General features: G+C 72.1%; 21 protein-coding genes and 5 pseudogenes. 12 read left to right on the top strand and 14 right to left on the bottom strand.

Annotated features, from left to right (window positions below; all coding sequences use genetic code 11):
* Position 1 precedes the first annotated feature (1 nt).
* Positions 2-1,393, bottom strand: coding sequence for a nicotinate phosphoribosyltransferase (locus WJ438_RS02880; protein ID WP_406723822.1), 1,392 nt, complete (start codon positions 1,391-1,393; stop codon positions 2-4).
* 247 nt (positions 1,394-1,640) lie between these two features.
* Positions 1,641-2,183: a universal stress protein gene (locus WJ438_RS02875; protein ID WP_406723821.1), complete on the bottom strand. Its 543-nt coding sequence runs from the start codon at positions 2,181-2,183 to the stop codon at positions 1,641-1,643.
* Between WJ438_RS02875 and WJ438_RS02870 the strand changes: the two are divergent.
* Positions 2,182-3,230 (top strand): annotated as a pseudogene (locus WJ438_RS02870) (alcohol dehydrogenase catalytic domain-containing protein). The gene WJ438_RS02875 and the pseudogene WJ438_RS02870 overlap by 2 nt on opposite strands.
* A gap of 75 nt (positions 3,231-3,305) precedes the next feature.
* On the opposite strand, the gene WJ438_RS02865 reads toward WJ438_RS02870, so the two are convergent.
* Both WJ438_RS02865 and WJ438_RS02860 read right to left on the bottom strand, forming a co-directional pair.
* Entirely contained in the window at positions 3,306-3,968 is a 663-nt protein-coding gene (locus WJ438_RS02865; RefSeq protein ID WP_406723820.1) for a CBS domain-containing protein, read from the bottom strand.
* Positions 3,969-4,277: 309 nt separating this feature from the next.
* Positions 4,278-5,015, bottom strand: a complete 738-nt coding sequence (locus WJ438_RS02860) for a CBS domain-containing protein (protein WP_406723819.1) — start codon at positions 5,013-5,015, stop codon at positions 4,278-4,280.
* 316 nt (positions 5,016-5,331) lie between these two features.
* Here WJ438_RS02860 and WJ438_RS02855 point away from each other — a divergent pair, with 316 nt between their 5' ends.
* The 3 genes from WJ438_RS02855 (at position 5,332) to WJ438_RS02845 (ending at position 7,332) form a co-directional block, all read left to right on the top strand.
* Positions 5,332-6,210 (top strand): universal stress protein, encoded by an 879-nt coding sequence (locus WJ438_RS02855; RefSeq protein WP_406723818.1) that lies wholly within the window; start codon positions 5,332-5,334, stop codon positions 6,208-6,210.
* Positions 6,211-6,344: 134 nt separating this feature from the next.
* Positions 6,345-6,578 carry a universal stress protein gene (locus WJ438_RS02850; RefSeq protein WP_406723817.1) on the top strand — a complete coding sequence of 78 codons (234 nt, stop codon included), beginning with the start codon at positions 6,345-6,347 and terminating at the stop codon, positions 6,576-6,578.
* A gap of 70 nt (positions 6,579-6,648) precedes the next feature.
* Positions 6,649-7,332, top strand: coding sequence for a Crp/Fnr family transcriptional regulator (locus WJ438_RS02845; protein ID WP_406723816.1), 684 nt, complete (start codon positions 6,649-6,651; stop codon positions 7,330-7,332).
* On the opposite strand, the gene lepB is transcribed toward WJ438_RS02845, so the two are convergent.
* The 3 genes from lepB to WJ438_RS02830 form a co-directional block, all read right to left on the bottom strand.
* Positions 7,259-7,789: a signal peptidase I gene (lepB, locus tag WJ438_RS02840; protein ID WP_406723815.1), complete on the bottom strand. Its 531-nt coding sequence runs from the start codon at positions 7,787-7,789 to the stop codon at positions 7,259-7,261. The two genes, WJ438_RS02845 and lepB, sit on opposite strands and share 74 nt — an antisense overlap.
* 12 nt (positions 7,790-7,801) lie before the next feature.
* Entirely contained in the window at positions 7,802-8,392 is a 591-nt protein-coding gene (locus WJ438_RS02835) for a DUF6448 family protein (protein WP_406723814.1), read from the bottom strand.
* Positions 8,393-8,457: 65 nt separating this feature from the next.
* A complete protein-coding gene (locus WJ438_RS02830; protein WP_406729571.1) occupies positions 8,458-9,180 on the bottom strand; it encodes a VIT family protein in 723 nt (240 codons plus the stop codon).
* Between the two features lie 236 nt (positions 9,181-9,416).
* Here WJ438_RS02830 and WJ438_RS02825 point away from each other — a divergent pair, with 236 nt between their 5' ends.
* A complete protein-coding gene (locus WJ438_RS02825; RefSeq protein ID WP_406723813.1) occupies positions 9,417-9,893 on the top strand; it encodes a GNAT family N-acetyltransferase in 477 nt (158 codons plus the stop codon).
* Positions 9,894-10,086: 193 nt separating this feature from the next.
* Here WJ438_RS02825 and ygiD read toward each other — a convergent pair whose 3' ends face one another.
* Positions 10,087-10,944: a 4,5-DOPA dioxygenase extradiol gene (ygiD, locus tag WJ438_RS02820; RefSeq protein WP_406723812.1), complete on the bottom strand. Its 858-nt coding sequence runs from the start codon at positions 10,942-10,944 to the stop codon at positions 10,087-10,089.
* Between the two features lie 249 nt (positions 10,945-11,193).
* Here ygiD and WJ438_RS02815 point away from each other — a divergent pair, with 249 nt between their 5' ends.
* From WJ438_RS02815 to WJ438_RS02805, 3 genes and pseudogenes are all read left to right on the top strand, one after another.
* On the top strand, positions 11,194-12,132 hold the full coding sequence (locus WJ438_RS02815) for a response regulator transcription factor (protein ID WP_406723811.1): 939 nt from the start codon (positions 11,194-11,196) through the stop codon (positions 12,130-12,132).
* Positions 12,129-13,071: pseudogene (locus tag WJ438_RS02810) on the top strand (HAMP domain-containing protein); the annotation flags it as partial. The gene WJ438_RS02815 and the pseudogene WJ438_RS02810, both read left to right, overlap by 4 nt.
* Positions 13,072-13,283: 212 nt before the next feature.
* Positions 13,284-14,426, top strand: a complete 1,143-nt coding sequence (locus WJ438_RS02805) for a Vms1/Ankzf1 family peptidyl-tRNA hydrolase (RefSeq protein ID WP_406723810.1) — start codon at positions 13,284-13,286, stop codon at positions 14,424-14,426.
* 111 nt (positions 14,427-14,537) lie between these two features.
* On the opposite strand, the pseudogene WJ438_RS02800 reads toward WJ438_RS02805, so the two are convergent.
* The 5 genes and pseudogenes from WJ438_RS02800 to WJ438_RS02780 all read right to left on the bottom strand — a co-directional run.
* Positions 14,538-14,881, bottom strand: a pseudogene (locus WJ438_RS02800) (aromatic ring-hydroxylating dioxygenase subunit alpha); the annotation flags it as partial.
* A gap of 93 nt (positions 14,882-14,974) precedes the next feature.
* A complete protein-coding gene (locus WJ438_RS02795; protein ID WP_406723809.1) occupies positions 14,975-16,864 on the bottom strand; it encodes an ATP-binding cassette domain-containing protein in 1,890 nt (629 codons plus the stop codon).
* Between the two features lie 232 nt (positions 16,865-17,096).
* Positions 17,097-17,864, bottom strand: a complete 768-nt coding sequence (locus WJ438_RS02790; RefSeq protein WP_406723808.1) for a sulfite exporter TauE/SafE family protein — start codon at positions 17,862-17,864, stop codon at positions 17,097-17,099.
* Between the two features lie 138 nt (positions 17,865-18,002).
* Positions 18,003-18,806 carry a polyphosphate kinase 2 gene (gene ppk2 / locus WJ438_RS02785; protein ID WP_406723807.1) on the bottom strand — a complete coding sequence of 268 codons (804 nt, stop codon included), beginning with the start codon at positions 18,804-18,806 and terminating at the stop codon, positions 18,003-18,005.
* Positions 18,807-19,003: 197 nt separating this feature from the next.
* Entirely contained in the window at positions 19,004-19,243 is a 240-nt protein-coding gene (locus WJ438_RS02780; RefSeq protein WP_406723806.1) for a vitamin K epoxide reductase family protein, read from the bottom strand.
* 228 nt (positions 19,244-19,471) lie between these two features.
* Between WJ438_RS02780 and WJ438_RS02775 the strand changes: the two are divergent.
* A pseudogene (locus tag WJ438_RS02775) lies at positions 19,472-20,086 on the top strand (DUF6629 family protein); the annotation flags it as partial.
* A 259-nt stretch (positions 20,087-20,345) separates the two neighbouring features.
* On the opposite strand, the pseudogene WJ438_RS02770 reads toward WJ438_RS02775, so the two are convergent.
* Positions 20,346-20,498: pseudogene (locus WJ438_RS02770) on the bottom strand (hypothetical protein); the annotation flags it as partial.
* Positions 20,499-20,646: 148 nt separating this feature from the next.
* Here WJ438_RS02770 and WJ438_RS02765 point away from each other — a divergent pair.
* The 3 genes from WJ438_RS02765 (at position 20,647) to WJ438_RS02755 (ending at position 23,059) form a co-directional block, all read left to right on the top strand.
* Positions 20,647-21,624 carry a pyridoxal-phosphate dependent enzyme gene (locus tag WJ438_RS02765; protein ID WP_406723805.1) on the top strand — a complete coding sequence of 326 codons (978 nt, stop codon included), beginning with the start codon at positions 20,647-20,649 and terminating at the stop codon, positions 21,622-21,624.
* Between the two features lie 165 nt (positions 21,625-21,789).
* On the top strand, positions 21,790-22,149 hold the full coding sequence (locus tag WJ438_RS02760) for a cupin domain-containing protein (protein ID WP_406723804.1): 360 nt from the start codon (positions 21,790-21,792) through the stop codon (positions 22,147-22,149).
* Between the two features lie 70 nt (positions 22,150-22,219).
* On the top strand, positions 22,220-23,059 hold the full coding sequence (locus WJ438_RS02755; protein WP_406723803.1) for a class I SAM-dependent methyltransferase: 840 nt from the start codon (positions 22,220-22,222) through the stop codon (positions 23,057-23,059).
* Positions 23,060-23,071 lie beyond the last annotated feature (12 nt).

Here is a 23,071-nt window from a genome sequence, read left to right as displayed (position 1 = left end):
CTCAGCTCGGTACGGACCGGTACGGCCCGGACATGGTTCGTTCGGACAACCCGTGCCGTGCGGCGGGCGCGCCCATCTGCTCCGCGATACGGCGCCGGACGCGGTCGGCGAGGACGCTCAGCCGCTCGGAGGGCGTGGCACGAGGTGCGACGGGGACCCGGATCCGCCGGGCGGCCGGCGGCAGTGCGGCCAGGTCGGCGGCGAACCTCTCCCGGCACTCGTCGAGCGCGGACCTGCCGCCGGTGCGCTGTCCGTTCCGCATCACCGTTTCCAGGAGCGGTGTGCCGTCGAGCGGTGGCCGCTCGTCGGCGAGACCGATCACGTCGGCACAGCCGGGACGACGGAACACCTGCTTCCGCCCGGGCGCCGCCACCTTCGCCGACGACAGCTTCATGACCGGTCGCCCGTCGTACTCCACCATCTTGTAGGCCGAGTCCAGATACGGCGCGTCGGCCGAGACCCCGATGCGCGTGCCGACCGCGTACACGTCGATCGGCGCCCCGGAGCGGACCAGGTCGTCCACCGCGTACTCGTCGAGACCGCCGCTGACGGTGATCCGTACGTCCGCGAGGCCCGCCTCGTCGAGGATGGACCGGGCCCGCACCGCCAGGGCTCCCAGATCGCCGCTGTCCAGGCGCACGGCGCATCCGGGCCCGCGGTTCAGGTCCCGCAGCACGCGCGCCGCGATGCGGACGCCCGCCTCGGTGTCGTAGGTGTCCACCAGAAAGGTCACGGGGCCGGGGTGGGCCCGGGCGAAGGCGCGGAACGCGTCTTCCTCGGTCGGGAAGGCTTCCACGTAGGAGTGGGCCATCGTGCCGACCGCGGGCAGGTCCATGGCCGTGGCCGCGGCCACGTTGCTGGTACCGGCGAAACCGACCATGGAGCCGAGCCGGGCGGCCTGGAATCCGGCCTGTGGGCCGTGGGTCCGCCGCAGGGAGAAGTCCACGACCGGGTGCCCGGCCGCCGCGAGCACACAGCGTGCGGCCTTCGAGGCGATCGCCGTCTGATGGCTGAGCTGGTTGAGCACGTACGTCTCGGCCAGCTGGGCCTGCGGCAGCGGAGCCGTCACCTCCAGCAGGGGCTCTCCGGCGAGCACGACCCTGCCCTCCGGCACCGCCCGCACGCTGCCGGTGAACCGCAGTCCGAGCAGGGGCTCCAGATCCCGCGGCGGGCGGTGCAGCGCGGCGGCGAAGGCGTGGACATCCTCCGGGTCGACACGCAGGCCGGACAGGTAGTCCAGGGCGGACTCCAGCCCCGCGGCGACCAGGAAGCCCCGCTCAGCAGGCAGATCGCGGACGAACAGGCTGAACGTCGCCGGGCCGGTCATCCCCTCCCGCAGATAGGACATGGCCATCGTCACTTCGTACAGGTCGGTGGTCGTCGCATCGGACATCAGCGCCACCTTCTCGGTCCCGTCCGGTTCTCCTGCGCGTCACCGGCGAACCAGCCGCTGGTCACGGTCGGGGGCTCGTGTGCGGTGAACTTCGGGTACTCATCGCCGGGCCTCCAGCGGATCGCCGGTCGCTTCGCCTCCCACCATCGAACGGCGGCAGGCCCCGAGCACAGGGCCGAAGGTCCCTGATGAGCGGTCCTTCAGGCAGCCGGGGCCGGCCCCGGCACGGCCCCCCGGGGGTACACGGTCATCTCTGCGGCACCACCACGACCGGACACGGTGCGTGATGCAGCAACGCGTGGTTGATCAGGCCGAGTTGCAGGCCGGGACGGGCATGCCGCCTGCCGGCACCGACGACGAGCAGATCCGCTCCCGCCGCGGCCTCCCACAGCGCCCGCCGTGCCGCCCCCTCGACCACCCGGCGCGTCACGGTGGTGTCCGGGTACTGCTTCGCGGGGCCGCGCAGAGCGTCGTCGAGCACCTGGGCCGGCGGGCGACGGTGCGTCTCGAGGGCGTACCACGGCCCGGGCAGAGGTTCGGCGAGTGCGCCGAGCGGCGCACTCCAGGCGTGTACCGCCACCAGTTCGCAGCGCCGTACGTGACCAGCGGTCCCCTGGAGGCGGTGGTCGTCCAGGCGCTGGCGGCCCCGCGCCCGCGGGGCACCGGCCAGGCCCCGGTCTTCCGCCGCCCGCCGCACTGACGGACTCCGGGGCGGTGCGGGCCCCGCCGTGTTGCCGGGAAGCCTGCCCAGGGCGACGGTGGACAGGAGGACGGCGAGGGAGGCATTCATGCGAGGACTCGTCTACCACGGGCCGGCACAGACCTCCTGGGACACGGTGCCGGACCCCGCGCTCGAGGCGGACACCGACGCGATCGTACGCGTCGACGCGACCACCCTCTGCGGAAGCGACCTGCACATCCGGCGGGGGGACCTCGCCGAGGTGAAACCGGGCACGGTCCTCGGCCACGAGGCCGTCGGCGAGGTGGTGGAAGTCGGCGGCGGGGTGCACACCCGGCGCCCCGGACAGCAGGTGATCGTGTCGTCCGTGTCGGCCTGCGGGCACTGCCCGCCGTGCCGCGACACCCGGTACGGACAGTGCCGCGGCGGCGGCGGGTGGCTCCTGGGCAACGTGGTCAACGGGACGCAGGCCGAGTTCGTCCGGGTGCCCTTCGCCGACCACTCCACGTACCGGCGGCCTCCCAGCCTCCCCCTGGACGAGGCGGTGCTGCTCGCCGAGCTGCTGCCCACGGCCTACGAGGTCGGGGTGCGCAACGGGCACGTGGGCCCGGGCGACACCGTGGTGGTGGTGGGCGCGGGTCCGGTGGGGCTTGCCGCCGTGCTCGTGGCCCGGCTCTACTCGCCGCGCCGGATCGTGGCGGTGGACCTGTCGCACGCCCGGCTGGCGGCCGCCGCCCGGCTGGGGGCCGATGCCGCCGAGCTGCCCGGGCGGGTGGTCGCCGAGCTGTCCGAGGGGCCCGGGGCCGACGTGGTCATCGAGGCCGCGGGCGATCCGGACAGCTTCGTCCTGGCGACGCGGGTGGTGCGCGCGGGGGGGGGCATCTGGCCAGCATCGGCATGCCCGGCAGGCCGGCCACCTTGCATCTGGAGGCGCTGTGGCGCAAGAACGTGACGATCAGCACCGGTCAGGTCGACACGTTCTCCACGCCGTGGCTGCTCGATCTGCTGGTCTTCGGGCGTCTGTCGGTCTCCTCGCTGGTCACCCACAGGTTCCGCCTGGAGCGGATGGAGGAGGCCTACGAGGTCTTCTCGCGCGGCCCGGAGACCGGTGCCCTCAAGGTGGTGCTGCATCGGGAGGTGCCGGCGCTGTCCCGGTAGCCGGCCCACCGGCCCGCACCGGGACGACAGAGCCCCACGCACCCTCCCTTTTTGTTTAGCGGCATGGTCTCTCCTTCACGCCGGTTCGCTCGACGGTCCGCCCGTCAGCTGGAACTTGACGTCGACGACCCCCTCGACGGCACGCACCGCGCGGGCGGCGACGGGCACCAGCGAGGTGTCCCGTATGCGGCCGGTGAGGGTGACGACGCCGTCGGAGACCTCCACCCCCACGGCCTCGAGCGGGGCCGGGAAGAGGGGAGCGACGACTTCCCCGCGGACCTCCCGGGCGAGCTCCTCGTCCGTCCGCAGAAAGACCTTCAGCAGGTCGACCCGGCTGATGACGCCCTCGAGCAGCCCTTCGGCGTTGACGACAGGCAGCCGCTTCACCCTGCGCTGAGCCATGATGCGGGCGGCCTCGGCCAGGGGGGCGTCGGCGTGGACGGTGACGGCCGGGGTGCTCATCAGCTCGCCGGCGGTCAGTGCCCCCGCCTTGGCCAGGTCGGGCAGGCGGCGCCGCTGCACGAACCGGTCGGGGTCGCTGTCGCGGAACTCCTCCTTGGGCAGCAGGTCGGCCTCGGAGACGACGCCGACCACCCGGCCCTCGCCCTCCAGCACGGGCAGGGCGCTGACCTTCCACTGCGCGATGAGTCGGACGATGTCCTTGAACGGGGCGTCGCGGCCGATGGCCACGACGGTGTGTGTCATCACGTCGCTCACGGTGTGCGGGCTGCCGTTCATGGGGTTCCCCTCGGGTGGTCAGGTGCGTGGATCAACTCGTGGCCCGCTGGGGGCCGGGCCTTCCGCGGCTGTGCGAGAGCGCCTTCCGGTCCAGGACGGCGGTTGTGCGACGGTCGGTCAACGTCGCCTTTCCGGAAAGACCGTGCGTCCCCATGACAGCGTGTGCCCGACCGGCGCGGGACGCCACAGGGCGGCCGGGCCCCCTCGGAGGGCCCTCCCGCCCCGCCGGCGCACTGCCTCGGCAGCGGCACTGTTCTGCGGTGTGGCACGGATCACGGGGTGCTCCGTCACCGGGAGCGGGGCACCGGCTCAGAGCCGGCGGATCCAGTTGTCGGCCACACCGTGCACAGCGGCCTGTCCGGCCGGCCGCATGCGGGTGTCGTCGATCCGGTACGACAGCTGGTCGACGACGGCGACGACGCCGTCGAGACGGCCCGTCACGCCGACCGCGACAGAGGCGTCGCTGCGCCGTTCCAGCCGACCGGTGAGGGTGACCACGCCGTCCTGGACGGTGACCGTGACGGCCTGCGGGGCCAGCCACAGCGTGTTGCCGAGGACCTCCTTCCGCACGTCGTGCTCGATGTCCTCGTCGGTGCGCAGGAAGACCCGGAGCACGTCGCGCCGGGTGACGATGCCGACGAGCCGGTCCTCCTCGTCCACCACCGGCAGCCGCTCGATGCCGTGCTCGGTCATGAGCCGGGCGGCCTCGGTGACCGTGGCGTCGGCCCGTACGGTGACGGCAGGGGCCGACATCACGTCGCCCGCCGTCCGTGCCCGGCTCTTGGCCGCTTCCCGGCGGACGCGGCGGCTCAGCTTCCGCAGCCGGTCCTTCCAGGCGCCGGCGGTACCGCCCGGCTCGGATGTGCGGGCCTGGTGGAGCATGAGGTCCGTCTCGGACATCACCCCGATGACCTTGTCGTCGTCGATCACCGGGAGGCCGCTGATGCAGTGGTTCCCGAGCGTGCGCACCAGTTCCTTGAAGGGCGTGCCGTATGCGGCCGTGACGACATCGGTGGTCATGACGGCACCGACCCTGGTGGCCTTCATCGCTGATTCCTCCTCGAACGGTTGGAAACCCCTCGGCACAGCCGATGCGAACTTCCCACAGAAGCTTGTGACTTCAGCATCCGGCGGACGGTCTGCCGGGCCCAGGGACTGAGCGGGCACGAACAAGGGCCGACCGGCCCTGCGCGCCTGTGGAAGCATCCGCCACCCAGGCGCGCACCGTGCGCCGGGCGCCCGCGGCGGGCCGAAGGTCCCCGGGAGGGGGCCCATGGCCCGCTCCCTCGCGCCGTGGCGCGTGGGACGGTGGTGGCGGGCGAGTGGCACCGCGCGCACGCGGCGGACGAAAGGCGGCGGACACATGACTCGATTGCCCTTGGTCGTGGGTGTCGACGGCTCGGATCCCAGCCTGCGGGCGGTCGACTGGGCGGTGGACGAGGCAGGCCGGCACGAACTGCCGCTGCGGCTGGTGCACGCCTCCCTCTGGGAGCGCTACGAAGGCCCCCGCCCGTCGCCCGGCCCGCCACACCCCTCGCCCCGGGCGACGGCCGAGCACATCACCGCCTCCGCCGCCGAACGCGCCCGCCGGCGCAACCCGCAGATCAAGGTCTCCACCGCGCTCTTCCCCGAGGAAGCGGCGCACGCCCTGCTGCGCGAAAGCGACAGCGCCTCGCTCCTGGTGACCGGATCGCGCGGCCGCGGGGAGTTGCAGGGACTGCTCCTGGGCTCGGTCGGGCTGGCCGTGGCCGCGCGGGCGCACTGCCCGGTGATCGTGGTGCGAGGCGACACGGCCGGCCTGGCCGGCACCCACGAGCGGATCCTGCTCGGCGCGGGGGACCCCGGCACGAGCGGTGAGGCGGTGCGCTTCGCCTTCCGTGAGGCCGAGGTGCGCGGGTGCGTCCTGGACGTCGTGCGCGCCTGGCGCTGCCCGGCCTACGAGACCCCCGGCCGCCCGGCGCCGGCCGGGGAGCCGGCGTGTCGGCACGAGGAGCAGGCCTGCGCCCTGCTCGACGAACTGCTGCGCGATGCGGGGGCCGCCCATCCGGGCGTCCGGGTGCGCCGGGCGACGGTCGAGGGCCCGGCCTCGAAGGTCCTCGTGCTCCGATCGGCCGCCGCCGACCTGGTGATCGTCGGGGCGCGGCGCCGCCAGGACCACTTCGGTCTCCGGCTCGGCCGGGTGAGCCACACCCTGCTGCACCACGCGCAGTGCCCGGTGGCGGTCGTACCGCAGCGGGTGTGACGGAGAACCCTCGGAGGAGAACCGTCAGAAGGGGGACCACCGCCGAGGGTGCCCTGTGGCCGGACCCCATGCCTCTGGGCTTGCCCGGCCTCCGGTGAGGACCCGGTGGCCCTTCCCCGGGCGCCGCTTCCCGCGTGACGCTGGTGGCGGAGGAGAAGGCCTTGTTCTGGAGGTGCATGTCCTGTGGTCGCCGGTGTCTGAGGGCGGCGTCCGGGGCGGAACTGCTGGTCGTCGGCCACCGCCTCACCGACCGGCCGGAGGTGCCGCGCACCGGCCCGGTCGCCCATACCGTGATCCGGCAGGCCGCCTGCCCCGTGACCGTCGTACCCCACTACCGGACAACCGGAGGTGGGGGTCGGCAGGGCTGACGTTTTCTGCGCGTGCGGCTACCGAACGCCCTCCTCACCATACTGGGGCGGGAGCGAGGGGAGAAAGACGATGGGCGACGGGCACGACCACCGGTTGCACTTTGTCCGGGCGGTGCGGCTCTTCGGAGGCTTGCCGGAGGCCGCACAGGAACGGGTCGCGTCCGCGGCGGTGACGCGTCGGTACCGGCGCGACGAGCGCATCTACGGCCCTGGGGACCGCACCGGGTTGTTCGTCGTGCACCGCGGGCTGGTGAAGGTCTATCGGATCACCGAGTCCGGGAACGAGCAGCTGATCCGGCTGATGTCACCGGGGGACTTCCTCGGCGAGACCGCGCTTCTCGCGGACACGACCACCGATCACTTCGCGGTCGCGCTCCAACCGAGTGAGCTCTGCGTGATGGACCGGGCGCGCTTCACCAGGCTGCTTGGGCAGCATCCGTCGGTGGCGGTGGAGATGCTGCAGACGGTGTCGGGCCGACTGGGAACGGCCGAGGAGATGGTGTCCGCGCTCAGCGGGAAGTCGGTCCGGCAATGGCTGGCCCAGCAACTGCTGCACCTGGCGGACGAGGCCGGTGGCGCGGACTTCCGGTTGCCCACGACCAAGAAGGAGCTGGCCTCCTACCTCGGCACCACCGCGGAGACGCTGAGCCGCCGGCTCGGCGCGCTGCAGGAGGCCGGAGTCATCCGTCTCGGGCCGCGCCGGCAGGTCGAGGTCCTCGATCCGGAAGCGTTGCGACGGGTCGCCTCGACTTGAGGAGGACGATGCCTCGCAGGACGCCGACCGGCAGGTAGGGCTGTCGCCAGCTGCGGCTGTCGCTCGACCGGGCGCGGTTGTCGCCGAGCAGGAGCAGATGGCCGTCCGGGACGTCGAAGCTGCCGGACCGCCCGCCCCGCCAGATGACGTACGGCTCGGACAGCCGCTCGCCGTCCACCCAGACCTCGCCGGCGGCAACGTCCACATGCTCACCGGGGAGCCCGATCACGCGCTTGACGATCACACGGGCCAGCTCGGCCGAGTGGACCACCACGATGTCACCGCGCTGGACCGGTCGGGAGACGCCGGGACGCCGGGTCAGCAGCCGCCGACCCGGCGTCAGGGTGGGCGTCATGGAATCGGACTCGACCATGGTCACGAAGCCGAGCCGGCGCCGCGCCACCAGTCCTACGGCCACGGCCAGCAGAGCTGCGGCCACGGCGACGGCGTGCTCCATGACTGCTCCCCCTCAGTGCCCGTGCCCGGCATGGGCGTCCACGTGGTCGTGGTCGTGTCCCTCGGCGAACTTGAAGAAGCTCACGTAGGCCTCGATGTAGGACCGGCCCGCGTCGACGTCGTGCACGTCGTACCCCCGGCGCTCGAGCACCTTCGCGAACCTGCGCTCCAGCTCCGGCCGGCGCTCGGCGGGAACCAGGCCGGCCAGGGGACGCAGGTCGCCCTGCTCGATGCTCCGATCGGCGGCAGCGACCTTCTCCTCGACCGGCGCGCCCGCCGGCTGGAGGCCGGTGAAGGCCGCGCCTTCGCCGGCCCGGTGGATCCGGACCAGGTTCTCCAGGAACCAGCGGTCGGCCACCTCCTGTGCCTCGGGGCCGAGCTTCCGGGCCGCGAGACTGCGCTCGAACACCTCACGCAGCTCGGTCCCCCCGTCGGGGGTGACCCACTTCAGAGCGTGATCGAGGTCGGCGGACTCCAGTGCCTTCACGCCGTCCTTCGCCGTGGGGCCTTCCATGGTGTCGCAGTGGGCGTCGGCCGGCTGCGGCCAAAGCACCATCACGGCCAGAGTCACCGCGAACACCGCGATGATGAGCAGCTCGTTCATTGTCTTTCCCCTTCCGGGTCATCGGGTCGGACACGGAGATTCGTGTACCGAAGTTCGTGGGTCGGTCAGAGCTGGGTGCCCACCATCAGGCCGATGCCGTAGGTGATGGCCATCGCCGCGAGCCCGCCGCCGACGATGCGCGCCACCGCGCGGAGCTTGTCCGCGCCGCCCAGATGGGCCGAGACCGATCCGGTCGCCGCCAGGGCGATGACCACGGCCAGGACCGTGACCGGCACAGCGACAGACCTCGGAGTCAGCAGCATCGCGAGCAGCGGCACCAGCCCGCCGAACACGAAGGTGATCATCGACGACAAGCCCGCGTGCCAAGGGCTGACCAACTCGTCGGGGTCGATGCCCAGCTCGAGGCGGGCATGTGCGGTCAGCGCGTCCTTCTCGGTCAGCTGCGCGGCCACCGATCCGGCGAGGTCGGCGTCGATGCCCGTTGCCTGGATCAGCCCCGTGAGCTGCTCCAACTCCCCTGCAGGATCGGCCTGCAGTTGGGAGCGCTCATTGGCCAGCTCGGCCAGCTGGGAGTCGCGCTGACTCGACACCGAGACGTACTCACCCACTGCCATCGACAGGGCGCCGGCCACCAGGGCAGCGACACCGGCGGCCAACAGCGCGCTGTTGCTCACCGCCGCACCGGCCACGCCGACGACCATGCCCGCGGTGGAGACGATGCCATCGTTGGCACCCATCACCCCGGCACGGAGCCGGTTCAAACGACTGGAGATCCGTTCGCTCTGGCTTTCCTCGAAGACCTCCTCGTCCGTCGGACTGCCACCCATCACGCCCACCTCTTTCCTGACCTCGGTAGCCATGGGACCGTTCGTCCTGACCTCAATGTCGCACCAAAGCGCGGAGCGATCCTTGACGCCGGTCAAGAGGCGGTGCGCCTCCTTCTCGTAGGACGAGGACGAAAGTCCCGGCACAGCGCGTTGAAGCAGGAAGCCTCCGGAAAAGGGCGGCCGATCCAGGCCGGAATCCCTGGACCTCAGGCCGGGGAGCACGGCAACCTCCGGGTATGGATCTTCGCGAAGAACTTCCGAGCGACAGAGAGTCAGTGCGGGACCTCCATCTGCGGGCGTTCGGTGACCACGGCCTTGTCGTGGCCGACCTGGTCGATACTCTGCGGGCCACCCTCACGCCCGCGAACGGTCTCTCGCTGGTCGCCGAGCACGAGGGACAGATCGTCGGGCACGTCATGTTCACCCGCAGCCTGCTCGACGCCCCCCGGCGACTGGTCGAGGTGCAAGTGCTCAGCCCACTGGCCGTCGTGCCCGAGCGCCATAAGCGCGGTATCGGCTCGGCCCTGGTCCGACACGGACTGAGGGCGCTCGCCGAGCGAGCCGTCCCCCTCGTCTTCCGGAGGGCGATCCGGGCTACTACGCTCGTTTCGGATTCACCCCCGGTGCTGACCAGGGCTTTCGAAAACCATCCTTGCGTATTCCCGACGGTGCCTTCCAGGCCGTCAGGCTCCCGGAGTACGAACCATGGATGACAGGGACACTGGTCTATGCGGAGCCGTTCTGGCGGCACGACGCGGTCGGCCTCCGTAACCCCAGCGCGTAGCGCCGCGAGGGAACGCCTTTGTCATGACGTGACGCGCCGTTCGGACGCTGGTCCGGATGGCGCGATGTCGCCAGGCTGTGCGGACGGCAGAACGAGTACGCGTCCGCGAGAGCGATGACCGCTCAGAGGTTGGAGTCGAGCGCCGGGAATCCGTCCGGAAGGTCGGCGGCAGGCTCGTTGCTCAGCGTGCCCGACAGGTCGCAGTCCAGCCCCAGGGTGTACGCCGCCATGGAGATCGAGCCGGCGGCGTGGCCGTCGACCAGCAGGTCGAGCGGCTGGGTGTCGGCCAGGCCGGCGATGTACAGGAGCGGCACATAGTGGTCCGGCGTCGGCACCGCGTGGCCGAAGTCCGCATGGGCGTCGAGCGCCGCGACCCCGGTCGGGTCCGTCTGGAGGGTCTCCCGTGCCACGTCGTCGAAGCGGAGGGCCCAGTCGTACCCACGGTCCGGTTGCCGGAAGTCGACCGCCCGGAGGTTGTGCACGACGTTCCCACTCCCGATGATCAGCACACCCTCCTCCCGCAGCGGTGCGAGCCTGCGGCCCAGCCGCATGTGGTGGTCGAAGTCCTTGAACGCGTTCAGGGACAACTGCACCACCGGGATCGACGCGTCGGGGAAGGCGTGCATCAGCACCGACCACGTGCCGTGGTCGATTCCCCAGCTGTCGATGTCCTGCCCCACCCAGGTCGGCTTCACCACGTCCGCCACCATGTCCGCGACGTCGGGTGCGCCCGGAGCGGGGTACTGCACGTCGAACAGTTCCTGCGGGAACCCGTAGAAGTCGTGGATCGTGCGGGGCCGCGGCATCGCGGTGACCGCGGTCGCGTTGGTGTACCAGTGCGCGGAGATCACCAGGATCGCCCGGGGCCGCGGCACGGACGCACCGAACAGCCGCCACGCCTCGGTGTAGCGATTCCGCTCGAGCGCGTTCATCGGGTTGCCGTGTCCGAGGAACGCGGCCGGCATCGTCCTGCTGTTCACGGAGACTTCCCTTCGCCGAAGGAGGGGGACGAACGACCTCAGCCTCGCACCTCATGAGGCACGGTGTCCGATCGATGATCGGAGGAGCCTGAACGCGGAGCCCCCGCGGTGCGTACGTGACGGTGGGAACTTCGCCCGAGGCCCGGGTCCGCCGCGCGAGCGGCCGACGAAAAGCGGCTACCCGGACGAAGGGGCATGATGCCGGGCAACTCTGCAAGGTCGTAGTGGGGATGCACAGAGACAAGACGCATGGGGATGCAGGCGCTGCTCACCGAAGACGACGAGACGATCGCCGAGCCGTTGATCGAGGGACTGTGGAACTGCGGCCTGCCGGTCACCTGGGTCACCACGGGTACGGAGGGGCTCCCGGGGCCGTTCGGGGATGTCGTCCTGCTCGACCCGGGGCTGCCGGACATGGACGGCATCGACGTCTGTCGTGGGATCCCGCGGGTTTCGGACGTTCCTGTCATCATTCTCATCGCACGCGGCGCGGAGAGCGACAAGGTGCTCGGTCTGGAGCTGGGCGCGGACGACTATCTGGCGAAACCGTTCTCCCTTCGGGAGCTGGTCGCCCGCATCCGCGCCGTCTCTCGCCGCACCCGGCGCCCCGGAACCACGCCGGGAACCATGGCGGGAGGGGACGCCCCGGGGGCGTACGGGCAGCGGAAATGGTGTACGGGCAGCGGGAAACGGAGCCGCCGGCCGCCCCCGCCCACGGGCCCCCCGCCCACGGGCCCCCCGCCCACGGGCCCCCCGCCCACGGGCCCCCGCCCACGGGCCCCCCGTCTCCGGCCCCCCGGCCCGGCAGCGGCGGCCGAAGACTTTCCCGCAGCCGGTGACGTGCCCGGCACACTGGTGGTCGACCGCCGTACGCGGCAGGTGTGGGTGGGCCAGTCGCAGGTCGCGCTGACCTTGAAGGAGTTCGAGCTGCTGGCGCCGCTGTGTGAGGACCCCGGGGCGGTCTGCTCGCGCCGGCGGATCCTTGAACACGTCTGGGACCCCTACTACGAGGGCGCCACCAAGACACTCGATGTCCATGTGTCCACGCTGCGCCGGAAACTGGGCCACCCGGGCTGGATCCAGACGTTGCGCGGTGTGGGGTTCCGGCTCGCGATGCAGGCACCTCCTCCCGAGCCGACCGGTCGTTCGCGGGGTTACGCGGGTGCCTCCGACGGCGCCTTCCCGTGACCCGCCGTCTGCTGCTCACCTACCTGAGCATCGCCGCCCTGGTGCTGCTCTGCCTGGAAATACCTCTGGGCTTCGTGTACTCCCGCGCCGAGCGGGACCGCGTGATCAACGCTGCCCGCGAGGAAGCAGCTTCGTTGCCGGCCTTCGCCGAACTGTCCCTGGCTGCCGGACGGGAGGAGCAGGACCTGCCCCGACGCGTCACGGAATGCGCCGGGCGCATCGGCGGCCAGATTGCCGTGATCAGCCGCTCCGGCAGCCTCATCGCCGCTTCCCTCCCCTGTCCGAGCAGGAGGCGCGGGAGCTGATGGGGCGGCCGGACGTCGCCGCGGCCCTGAACGGCACCGGTTCCGCCGACGTGCGCACCTCCGGGATCGGCGGCGTACGGTACCTGTCCGTCGCCGCGCCCGTGGGCCATGCGACCCCGCCCGACGCCACCGTCCGCATCTCCGTGCCCACCGACACCGTGCACGGCCGCGTCCACCAGGCGTGGTTGCTGCTCGTCCTGGCCGGCCTCGCAGTGCCGGCCGTCGTGGCCGGTTTCGCGTTCGCCGTCGCCCGGTGGGCCGCACGCCCCATCCGCGAACTGCAGCGGGCCGCCGTCCGTCTCGCCGACGGCAGCCTGCCCGGACCGGTCGCCGTGACCGACGGGCCACCGGAGATACGCAGTCTGGCCGCCACCTTCAACCAGACCGCCGCCCCTCTGGAGCACCTCCTGGCCTCCCCGCGTGCGTTCGCCGGTGAAGCCTCCCACCAGCTCAAGACCCCGCTCGCCGCACTGCGACTGCGCCTGGACAACCTCGAGCCGGCCGTCGCGCCCTTCGGCCAGGCGTCCCTGACCGCGGCGCTCACCGAGACCGACCGGCTGGCGCGTCTGGTGGAGGGCTTGCTCGCGAGGGCCGGCCTGGAGGGGGTGGCCACCCCCGGGACGTGGTCGATCCGGTTTGAGAAAAAACCCGGTCAGGCCAGGGAACCCCTGATTTTCCGGTGCCATCGCCCATCGGGATCAGCGCGGTGAGCGTCCCCGTGACCGGGTGCCGGCGGGCTCCGACCGCGGGGAGTGCGGTCCTCGCGGTCCACCGGAGCCTGCTGCGTGTCTCCGCCGGTCCCTCGGGCACTCGGCCTGACAACCGGGATCAATGAGGAGAGAGAGCATGCAGTTGTCATTCTTGGGACCACTTTTCGACCGCCCCGGCCCGTGGGCCACGGTGTACTTCGATGCCGCGCAGAACGACGAGTCGGGGGCGAAGCGGCGCGAGCTGTCAGTACGGGAAGCCTGCCGGACCCTGGAGGAGGAGGGCGCCGACGCGGCCACCGTCCAGGCGGTGCGCAGGGCCCTGACGAACATCGGGCCCGCGGAAGACCCGGCGGGCCGAGTGATCTTCGCCACCGGAGGAGAGGTGGTGCTCAGCCATCGTCTCTCCCGGTCGCCGCAGAGCCAGATCGCCTGCTGGGCCGCGCTCCCACGACTGACGCCGCTGCTGGAGCTGTCCAGCCAGGATCCGGACTGCCTGGTGGCGTACATCGACCGGACCGGTGCCGACTTCCAGCTGCGCGGGGCGGCCGGACCACAGGATGCCGGGCAAGCCGAGGGGCGACAGTGGCCGGTTCACCGTACGGCCTCGTCGGACTGGTCCGAGCGGCACTTCCAGCTCAAGGTCGAGAACACCTGGGAGCACAACGCCGGGGAGATCGCTGCAGCGCTGGCCTCGGCGTACGAGGAGTGCGGCGCCGACCTGGTGGTTCTGGTCGGTGACCCCCGCGAACGGCCCGCCGTGCACGAAAAGCTCCCTGAAGCGGTCCGCGAGGTCACGGTGGAGACGGAGCACGGCGGCCGGGCCTCCGGTTCGTCCTCTCCCGCCCTGGAGGAGGCCATCGAGCGGGCACGGCGGCAGTACACACGTCGTCGCCTCGATGAGGTACTCGACCGCTTCCACGCCGGACGGGTGGGCACCGACCGGCGGACGGACGCGGTCGAAGGTGTCCCGGCCCTGGTCGAAGCTGCCCGGGAGCACCGCATCGACACACTGCTGATCCGGCCCGACGGGCCGGAGCTGGGCCGGGAGACGTGGGTGGGCTACGAACCCGATCAGCTGGCGGTACGCCGGACCGACGCGCGCAGCCTGGGCGAGAACGCCCCGGTTCCCGTACGCGCGGACGACGCGCTGCTGCGGTCGGCCGCCGTCACGGCCGCCGATGTACTGATCGTCCCGCCCTCGGACGAGGACGGCCCCGACGTTCCGGCAGGCGGCCTCGGCGCCCTGTTGCGCTGGACGTACGAGCCGACCCCGGCTTGACGAGGACCTACGTGACCTGGACGCGTCCCGCAGGGGCGGTGCCGTGGTCTGCCCTTCCGCTGCCGACCCTCTCCGCCCGCTCGGCGCCGGGCCGTCGGGGCGGAGCCCGCATGCGGCGGGCCGGGGCCGGAGAGGGACGCCGTTGGCGCGCAGCACCTCGCGGACGTCCAGGCTCAGGGGGAAGACCTCGTGATTGCGGTCCTCGCCCTGTTCGTCCCACGCCCGCTGCTCGGCTTCGGCGGCCATGCGGTCCTCGGCGCAGACGCGCTCGGTGAAGCGTCTGCTGAACGGCCGAGCCAGGGGGAGCGCGCCGGGAATCGCGGGTTTCTCGATCACGAGCAGGTCGGAGGCGTGACACGTGCGCCGCGCGGCGTCCTGGGGCGCGTACGCGTCCCAGAGGCGGAAGGCCGGCCGTTCGGCGCCCTCGGGAGCAGGTCGAGCGTCTGGTACGGGTACAGCGCGACGGGTACCGGAAACCCGGGTTCGCCCCGGCGCGCCGGAGGCCGCCCGCCCCGGACCCCGCCCAGCGGGTCCGGACGGGTGAGGGGTCAGCGGTCCTGGGAGAGGCGCAGGAGGTCGGCGAAGGTGCCGGCGGCGTGGACGAGGTCGTCGTAGGTGCCCTGTTCGGTGAGGCGGCCCTGCTCCATGACGACGATGTGGTCGGCGATCCGGGTGTTCTCGAGGCGGTGGGTGACGACGATGGTGATGCGGTCACCGGAGATCGCCTTGATGCGCTCGAAGATGCCGTGCTCGCCCCGCGGGTCCATCTGCGAGGTGGGTTCGTCCAGGATCAGGAGGGACGGGCGTCGGTACAGGGCGCGTGAGCAGGCCAGGCGTTGCCACTGGCCGCCGGAGAGCTCGGCGCCGCCGAAGATCTCGCGGGCGAGGAGCGTGTCCAGACCGGCCGGCAGGTCCTCGATCGCCTCGCGCATGCCCACCGCGTCGACGGCATCCCACACAGGCCCGTCGTCGTGGGTGCGAGGCTGGCCGAGTGTCACGTTCTCCCGTGCCCGCAGGGGCCATTGGGCGAAGATCTGCGGGACCAGACCGGTGCGCCGCCAGACGGTGGCCGGGTCGGCGCGGGCGATGTCGATGCCGTTCCAGGTGACCCGGCCCTTGTCCGCGAGGTAGATGCCGGTGATCAGGCGGGTCAGGGTGCTCTTGCCGGAGCCGTTCACGCCGACGACGGCGAGGATCTCGCCGCGGCGCAGCGTCAGGGAGACGCCGTCGACGGCGGGCTTGGCCTTCCCGGGATACTGGTAGGTGACCTCGTCCAGCCGGATCTCCTCGACCGGGGCGTCGACGCGCAACCGGCCCCGTTCGGGCGCCCGTTCGGTGGCGTCGTCGACGAAGGCCTGCATGTCACCGAGGTACAGGCTCGTGTGGAACACCGCCGCGCCGTTGATGACGACCTGGGACAGTGACGCCAGCGTCGTCTGGACGGCGACGACGGCCGTGGCGGCGATGGCCGGCGCGATCCGGCCGGTCACGGCCAGCCAGGCGAGCGCACCCCAGGTGGCGGCGAGGAACGCCCCGCCGGCCAGGGAGGAGAACAGCGCGATCCGCAGGGTCCGGGGCGCGGCGGCCAGGGTGCGCCGGTCGACCCGCTCGGACAGCGCGCGGTACCAGTGGAGGAGATAGTCGGTCATGCCGTTGGCGCGGACCTTGTCCCCGTACTTCGGCGTCGTCGCCCACCAGCGCGTCATCCCGCGGACGTTGCGGTCCGCGACGTTCGCGTAGTGGATCTCGTAGTCGACCCGGGCGGTGAGGACCGCCCCCACGCCGGCCGGGGCCACGGCCAGGAGCAGCAGGGGCAGCATCAGCGGGTTGAGGACGGACAGGACCCCGCTCGCGGTGACCATCCGGATCAGCGCGGACATGAAACGCTGCGCGTCCATGACCATGACGTGCGCGCGTGTCACACCCATCTCCGCCGCTTCCTGGCGGTCGGAGAACCCGTCCACCGCGTACGCGGTCGCCTCCACCCGGCAGACGGCCTCGACCAGCGCGGTGTCGGTCTCCGTCACCAGCCGGGGCGTGACGCGCCGCTCGGCGTACGCTGCCACGGCCACGGAGACCCGGGTCACGGCGCCGGCCGCGGCCACGACGACAAGCGCCCAAAGCGCGTCGCGCAGGCGGTCGGAGACGGACCCGGCCGCCAGGAGGGAGCTCATCGCCCTGGCGGTGGCCGTGAGCAGCACCGCGGCGGAGACTCCCGTGATCAGTTGGCAGGCGAGGAGCATGAGCACGGCACGGCGGTCGATCCTCCACGCCATGGCGGTGATGCGCCGCAGGACGGCGGGAAGCTGCGAGCACAGGGCGCGGAAGCCGATCTGGCCGAGCGGATTCACGGCGTACTGCCCCGAGTACGTGATCTCGGCGGGCGGCGGGGGTGTGACGGCGGTGGTCGTGCTGCTGTGGTCGGAAGTCGAGGTCAACTGCCCATCTCCCTGCGGTCGGTGAGGAAAAGCGACGGCACGGGAGTCAACGACGGGGGTGACGCGGTCGAACACACGTGTTTCGGACGAAGCGGATTCCGTACGCGGGCGCGGGAGGCGGGAGCGCGGGACGCGCGCGTCCGTGGGAGGCAGGGGTGGGGGAGGGGCGGGCCGATGGCCGAAACGCCGCGGCTGATACCCCTGTGACGGAAGAGTCCTCCGGTGGGCCCGTTCAGCGCAGGAGCAGTTGGGCGATGGCGAAGGTGCCCACGACGACGATGAAGGTCCGCAGGGCGGGCGCGGGGAGCCGGCGCCCCACCTTCGCTCCGACCTGCCCGCCGATCGCCGAGCCCACGGCGATGAGGAGAACGGCCGTCCAGTCGTAGTCGGCGACGAAGAGGAAGAACAGGGCCGCGATGCTGTTGACGAGGGCGGCGAGGACGTTCTTGACGGCGTTCAGACGCTGGAGGGTGTCATCGAGCAGCATGCCCATCAGGGAGAGGTAGATGATGCCCTGAGCCGCCGTGAAGTAGCCGCCGTAGACACTGGCGAGGAGGATCCCGCCGAAGAGGACGGGACCGCCGTCGGTCCTGGTGATCGTGCCCGTGCGCGCACGGCGCCGCTGGACGACGGCGGAGATGCGGGGCTGCAGCACCACGAGGACCAGCGCCAGCGCGACGAGAACGGGGACGATCGTCTCGAAAGCGGTCGCGGGGAGGGTGAGCAGCAGCACCGCTCCGGTGAACCCGCCGGCCGACGCGGCGACGCCCAGCCTCAGGACGAGGCGGCGCTGGCCCTTGAGCTCCTTGCGGTAGCCTATGGCGCCGCTGAGGGACCCGGGGATCAGCCCGAGGGCGTTGGACACGGTGGCGGTCACCGGTGGCAGCCCGGTGGCGAGCAGGACCGGGAACGTGATCAACGTCCCCGAGCCGACGATCGTGTTGATGCTGCCGGCGCCGACCCCGGCAGCGAAGACCGCCAGTGCCTCCCAGATGGACAAGGCCGTCTCCTTCACGATCGGTGAGCCGCCTCCCCGCCCGGAAGGTCGAGGGGCCGTACCGATCATGCACGAAGCTCCTCCGCCGGCCGACGGGGGCTGCCCGGACCCGAGGCCGGGCCCTCTCGGCGCGCGGGCAGTTCACAGGCCCGCCGCGTGGTCGGGGATGTAGGTCTGGAGGTCACGCGGCGGCCGCTGGTATCCGGTGGACGGCGGGCGCTCCGGCAGTTCGATGACCGGGGGTGCCACCTCCTGGTAGGGCACGGTGTCCAGCAGGTGGGCGATCATGTTCAGCCGCGCCCTGCGCTTGTCGTCGCTCTCCACGATGTACCACGGCGCCTCGGCGATGTCGGTGTGCACCAGCATCGTGTCCTTGGCACGGGAATAGGCCTCCCAGCGGGCGATCGACTCCAGGTCCATGGGAGACAGCTTCCAGCGCCGCAGCGGATCCTCCAGCCGCTTGCGGAAGCGCGCCTGCTGCTCGGCGTCGCTCACCGAGAACCAGTACTTGCGCAGCAGGATCCCGTCCTCCACCAGCATCCGCTCGAAGATCGGGCACTGGCGGAGGAAGAGCTGGTACTCCTGCTTCGTGCAGAAGCCCATGACCCGCTCGACGCCGGCGCGGTTGTACCAGGACCGGTCGAACAGAACGATCTCGCCAGCAGCAGGCATATGTTCGACGTAGCGCTGGAAATACCACTGGCCGCGCTGGCGTTCGGTCGGTTTGGGCAGGGCCGCGATCCGTGCCACGCGCGGGTTGAGGTGCTCCGATATCCGTTTGATGGTGCCGCCCTTGCCCGCCGCGTCCCGCCCCTCGAAGACGACGACCAGCCGGGCACCTTCCGCCCTCACCCACTCCTGGAGTTTGATCAGCTCCGTCTGCAGCCGCAGCAGCTCGCTCTCGTACACCGCACGGGACAGCTTCACCGCCTTCTTGTCGGCCATGCCGCCTCCACCGCCCGGTGACCCGTGCCGTCGATGGTCGGGTCACTCCGTCCAGGGTCGAACACCAGAACGCCACCGTACTGACCGGCGACGGACCGCGCATCCGGCAGGCCGGCCCGGCTACGGGCCGTGCCCCGCCCGGCCCGGCGTTCCGCACGCGACCCGCAGGGGGCTCAGAGCAGGGTGCGCCAGTACGGTCAGAAGCGGGTGAGGACGAGTACGGCGATCACGCCGTACCAGGCCGCCGAGCAGCATCCAGTGGGTGTCCCGGACGACGTCCAGCACCCTTCGGGGGCGGGGAGGATTCCCTGGTCCAGGCAGTGCACGGTGACGTACCAGAAGAGGGCGGTGGTGACGATCCAGACCACGGCGCAGTAGGGGCAGAGCTTGTTGAGTGAGTGCAGCGACTGAGCGATCAGCCGGTGGACGAAGACCATCCCGGCCAGCGCCCCGGCGCCCAGCGCGAGCCAGAGCCCCGGTGGAAGCGGGCACCGCTGAGGGCGGCGACACCCAGCGCGGCACAGGCGGCGGGCGCACGCCACCCCGGGGCCGGGAGCGCACCGGGTAGGCGCGGGAGGGGCGCGCACACCGCCGTGTCGCTGCCGTCCGGTTGCTCCGGGCCCGCGAAGATGGGGGTTTCCGGCCGATGACCCGAGGGCGGAGTGATGTGCTGGAGTGCGGAGGCCGACCTCGTGGCGGGGGTCGGTGTCGCGGTGGTCGGCGCGGCCTGCGTGGCGCGGGCGGACCGCGCTCGTGATCTTCCGCTGGCCGCGCTGCCGCCGCTGCTTGGTGTGCATCAGATGATCGAGGCGGCGGTCTGGGCCTCGGACGGCGGGACTGGTCCGGCCGTCCTGCTCTGGGCGGTCGTCGCCCTGCCGCTCCTGGCGCTCTGGGTGCCGGTGGGCGTGTGGTGCGCCGCGCCGCGGCGCGCACTGATCGTGCCGCTCGCCGCCGGCGCCGTGACGGCGCCGGTCCTCGGGTACGTACTCGCCACACGCCCGGTGCGGGCGGAGATTCGCGGACACACCATCGGTTACGTGCTGGACCTGCCGCACGCTCCGCTGCTGGTCGTGGGGTACCTGGTGGCCACGGTCGGCTCGCTGCTGCTGTCCGGCGCCCGCGGCCTGCGGGTGCTGGGCACCCTGGCCGCCGCGGGCGCGCTGGTCTGCTGGGCGTTGTGGCGGTTGGAGTTCGTCTCGACCTGGTGCGCGTTCGCCGCCCTGTGCTCGCTGGCCCTCTTCGGCTGGGTACGCGGCCGCCGCCCGGCGCGGGCCGGCCCGGGTGAAACTCCCTACGCCCCGAAACCACCGCCGGTCACCCCGGCGGCCGCGCCCGGTGGCCGTGGATCCCGTCCAGCCCCAGGGGTGCGGGCGGCGGGAGCGGGGCGCTGTGGTCGGCCCGGAAGGACTGGAGCAGGCAGGCCCCTGCTCGCCCCCCGTCGGCCGCACGTGCGGCCGACGGGGGAGGTCGCCAGGAGCCGCCGCCGGATGCCAGGGGCACCCGGCGGCGGCGGGCGTGACCGCCGGTGAGCCGTCCGGGTCAGGAACCGGACAACTCGTCACGGAGCGTGCGGGCCGCGGTGACGAGGTCCTCCAGCAAGGCGCGGGTCTCGGGCCAGGCGCGGATCTTCGGGTCGCAGTCGGGGTCGACCCACAGCCGTTCGGCGGGGATGGCCCGCAGGCCGGTGCGCACTTACGACGCCTCCCGCCCGGCGGACGGGGCGAACCAGCTGCACCCGCCGGCCTACGCGGCCGTGGGCGGGTGGGTGCCCTGGGTGCCCCCGGGTGGTGGGATCCCACCACCCGGACCGGAGGGAAGCAACGGGACGTATAGTCACCGCGTGACGACCACCAGTCCGCCGGTCACCCTCGACGACGTCCGTGCCGCCGCCGAACGGCTCGAAGGCGTCGTCCACCGCACGCCGGTCCTGCGCTCCCGCACCCTGGACGCGCTCGTCGGCGCCGAGGTCCACCTGAAGTGCGAGAACTTCCAGCGGGTGGGCGCCTTCAAGTTCCGCGGCGCCTACCACGCGGCCTCCCGCCTCACCCCCGAGCAGTTGTCCCGGGGTATCGCCGCCTACTCCTCGGGCAACCACGCCCAGGCCGTCGCCCTGGCCGCCCGGGAACTCGGCACCACCGCCGTCATCGTCATGCCCGAGGACGCCCCGCCGTCGAAGCGGGCGGCCACCGAGGCGTACGGCGCGGAGATCGTCACGTACGACCGGTACACCGGCGACCGTGTCGCCGTCGCCGAGGCCCTGGCCGCGGAGCGCGGCCTGGCGCTCATCCCGCCCTACGAGCACCCGCACGTCATCGCGGGACAGGGTACGGCTGCGCTCGAACTCCTCGAAGAAGTGGGGGAGTTGGACGTGTTGCTCGCGCCGGTCGGTGGTGGCGGGCTGATCGCCGGAAGCGCCACCGCGGCCAAGGGCCTGTACCCCGAGGCGCGGGTGATCGGCGTGGAGCCGGAGGCGGGGGACGACACCAAGCGGTCGCTGGAGGCGGGACATCGCGTGAGCGTCCCGGTCCCGCGCACCATCGCCGACGGTCAGGCGCTGCACACGCCGGGTGAACTGACGTTCTCCGTCAACCGAAGGCTCCTCGACGGGATCGTCCTGGTCGGTGACGACGAGATCAGGGACGCCATGCGGTTCGCCTTCGAGCGCCTGAAGATCGTCCTCGAGCCGAGCGGAGCCACCCCCCTGGCCGCACTGCTCACCGGCCGCGCGGGCCCCCTCCCGCACCGGGTCGGCCTGATCCTCTCCGGCGGCAACGTCGACACCGCCCGCTTCGCCCGGCTCTGCGGCCCTCACCACTGACCCTGGCGCCTGACCTCCCTGACCCGGTCACCCCTCACCCGAATGGCGTCTCCGTATGGCCGGACAGACGATGGAATGGTAAGAACCGGGCCCTGTCGATGCCGCCGTGGGCGGACGGAGACCGGACCCGGCCACGTACGACAAGGGCCGGAAGGGAGAAGGGGCATGCTCGAGATCAAGCCGCTGGACAAGCCGGACGAGCGACGGGACTTCCCCAGGGGGCGTCTCGAAGCCGTCCACATGACGGGGCTGGACTTCGCCGTGGCCGTGCTCGAGCCGGGGTGGCGCTGGTCCGAGTCCGTCGGACCGATCATGGGGACCCCGAGCTGCCAGATCCACCACAACGGCTACGTTCTCCAGGGCCGGATGCGCATCCGCATGGACGACGGCGCCGAGAGCGAGGTCGGCCCCGGCGACCTCTTCGTCTGCACGCCCGGCCACGACGCGTGGGTCGTCGGTGACGAAAAGGTCGTGGTGTACGACTTCGGGGGCGCCACGGCCCAGCGGTACGCGAAGGCCGACTAGCCGTACCCAGCCGCAGCCGCAGCCGCAGCCGGACCGCGCGGGGAGAGCGAGGAGCGCAGCCACGACGAACGTGGTCGACAAGGCCGAGGCCGACCGCGCCCTGAAGGCCAGGCACCGGGCGATGTGGGCGCAGGGCGACTACCCGTCCGTGGCCGCCGAGGTCATCCCCGACCTGGGGAAGTCGCTGGTCGAGGCGGCCGGGGTGGGGCCGGGCGACCGGGTGCTGGATGTCGCGGCGGGCAGCGGCAACGCCGCGATCCCGGCGGCGCTGGCCGGGGCGGACGTGGTCGCCACCGATCTGTCGCCGGAGCTGCTGGAGGCCGGACGGCGGCTGGCCGGGGAACGGGGTGCGCGGCTGCGGTGGCAGGAGGCGGACGCCGAGGCGCTGCCCTTCGACGACGCCGCCTTCGACGCCGTGGTCTCGTGCGTCGGGGTCATGTTCGCCCCGCACCACGAGAGGGCCGCCGGCGAACTGCTCCGCGTCTGCCGTCCCGGAGGCACCATCGGCCTGCTGAGCTGGACGCCCGGCGGATTCGTCGGCCGGATGCTGGCCACGATGAAGCCATACGCACCGCCGCCCCCGCCCGGGGCGCAGCCGCCCCCGCTGTGGGGGGACCCGGAGCACGTCCGGGCGCTGATCGGCGACGGCGTCACCGAGGTGACCGCCGAACGCCGTACGGTCGTCGTCGAGCGTTTCGCGACGCCCGAGGAGTTCCGGGACTACTTCAAGCAGCGTTACGGCCCGACCATCAGCGTCTACAGGTCGCTCGCGGACGCCCCCGAACGCGTCGCCGCCCTCGACGCCGAACTGGCCGAACTCGCCCGCCGGTACGACCGGGGAACGGGCGGAGGCCACCTGGTCATGGAATGGGAGTACTTGCTGTACACCGCGCGCCGCGTGTCCGCCTGAGCACGAGGGCGT

The organism is Streptomyces sp. GD-15H (genome assembly GCF_045291515.1).
Lineage (GTDB): Bacteria > Actinomycetota > Actinomycetes > Streptomycetales > Streptomycetaceae > Streptomyces.
Note: the sequence above shows the minus strand (reverse complement) of the source record. Positions and strands in the feature narration are given on the sequence as shown.

What these genes read in the sequence shown, in the direction of transcription:
- ppk2 (WP_406723807.1), bottom strand. Translation starts at nt 18,806, where the DNA reads ATGGCCGACAAGAAGGCGGTGAAGCTGTCCCGTGCGGTGTACGAGAGC.
- WJ438_RS02875 (WP_406723821.1), bottom strand. Translation starts at nt 2,183, where the DNA reads ATGAATGCCTCCCTCGCCGTCCTCCTGTCCACCGTCGCCCTGGGCAGG.
- WJ438_RS02825 (WP_406723813.1), top strand. Translation starts at nt 9,417, where the DNA reads ATGGATCTTCGCGAAGAACTTCCGAGCGACAGAGAGTCAGTGCGGGAC.
- WJ438_RS02760 (WP_406723804.1), top strand. Translation starts at nt 21,790, where the DNA reads ATGCTCGAGATCAAGCCGCTGGACAAGCCGGACGAGCGACGGGACTTC.
- WJ438_RS02780 (WP_406723806.1), bottom strand. Translation starts at nt 19,243, where the DNA reads ATGGTCTTCGTCCACCGGCTGATCGCTCAGTCGCTGCACTCACTCAAC.
- WJ438_RS02815 (WP_406723811.1), top strand. Translation starts at nt 11,194, where the DNA reads ATGGGGATGCAGGCGCTGCTCACCGAAGACGACGAGACGATCGCCGAG.
- lepB (WP_406723815.1), bottom strand. Translation starts at nt 7,789, where the DNA reads ATGGAGCACGCCGTCGCCGTGGCCGCAGCTCTGCTGGCCGTGGCCGTA.
- WJ438_RS02845 (WP_406723816.1), top strand. Translation starts at nt 6,649, where the DNA reads ATGGGCGACGGGCACGACCACCGGTTGCACTTTGTCCGGGCGGTGCGG.
- WJ438_RS02865 (WP_406723820.1), bottom strand. Translation starts at nt 3,968, where the DNA reads ATGAACGGCAGCCCGCACACCGTGAGCGACGTGATGACACACACCGTC.
- WJ438_RS02835 (WP_406723814.1), bottom strand. Translation starts at nt 8,392, where the DNA reads ATGAACGAGCTGCTCATCATCGCGGTGTTCGCGGTGACTCTGGCCGTG.
- WJ438_RS02855 (WP_406723818.1), top strand. Translation starts at nt 5,332, where the DNA reads ATGACTCGATTGCCCTTGGTCGTGGGTGTCGACGGCTCGGATCCCAGC.
- WJ438_RS02860 (WP_406723819.1), bottom strand. Translation starts at nt 5,015, where the DNA reads ATGAAGGCCACCAGGGTCGGTGCCGTCATGACCACCGATGTCGTCACG.
- WJ438_RS02805 (WP_406723810.1), top strand. Translation starts at nt 13,284, where the DNA reads ATGCAGTTGTCATTCTTGGGACCACTTTTCGACCGCCCCGGCCCGTGG.
- WJ438_RS02880 (WP_406723822.1), bottom strand. Translation starts at nt 1,393, where the DNA reads ATGTCCGATGCGACGACCACCGACCTGTACGAAGTGACGATGGCCATG.
- WJ438_RS02830 (WP_406729571.1), bottom strand. Translation starts at nt 9,180, where the DNA reads ATGGGTGGCAGTCCGACGGACGAGGAGGTCTTCGAGGAAAGCCAGAGC.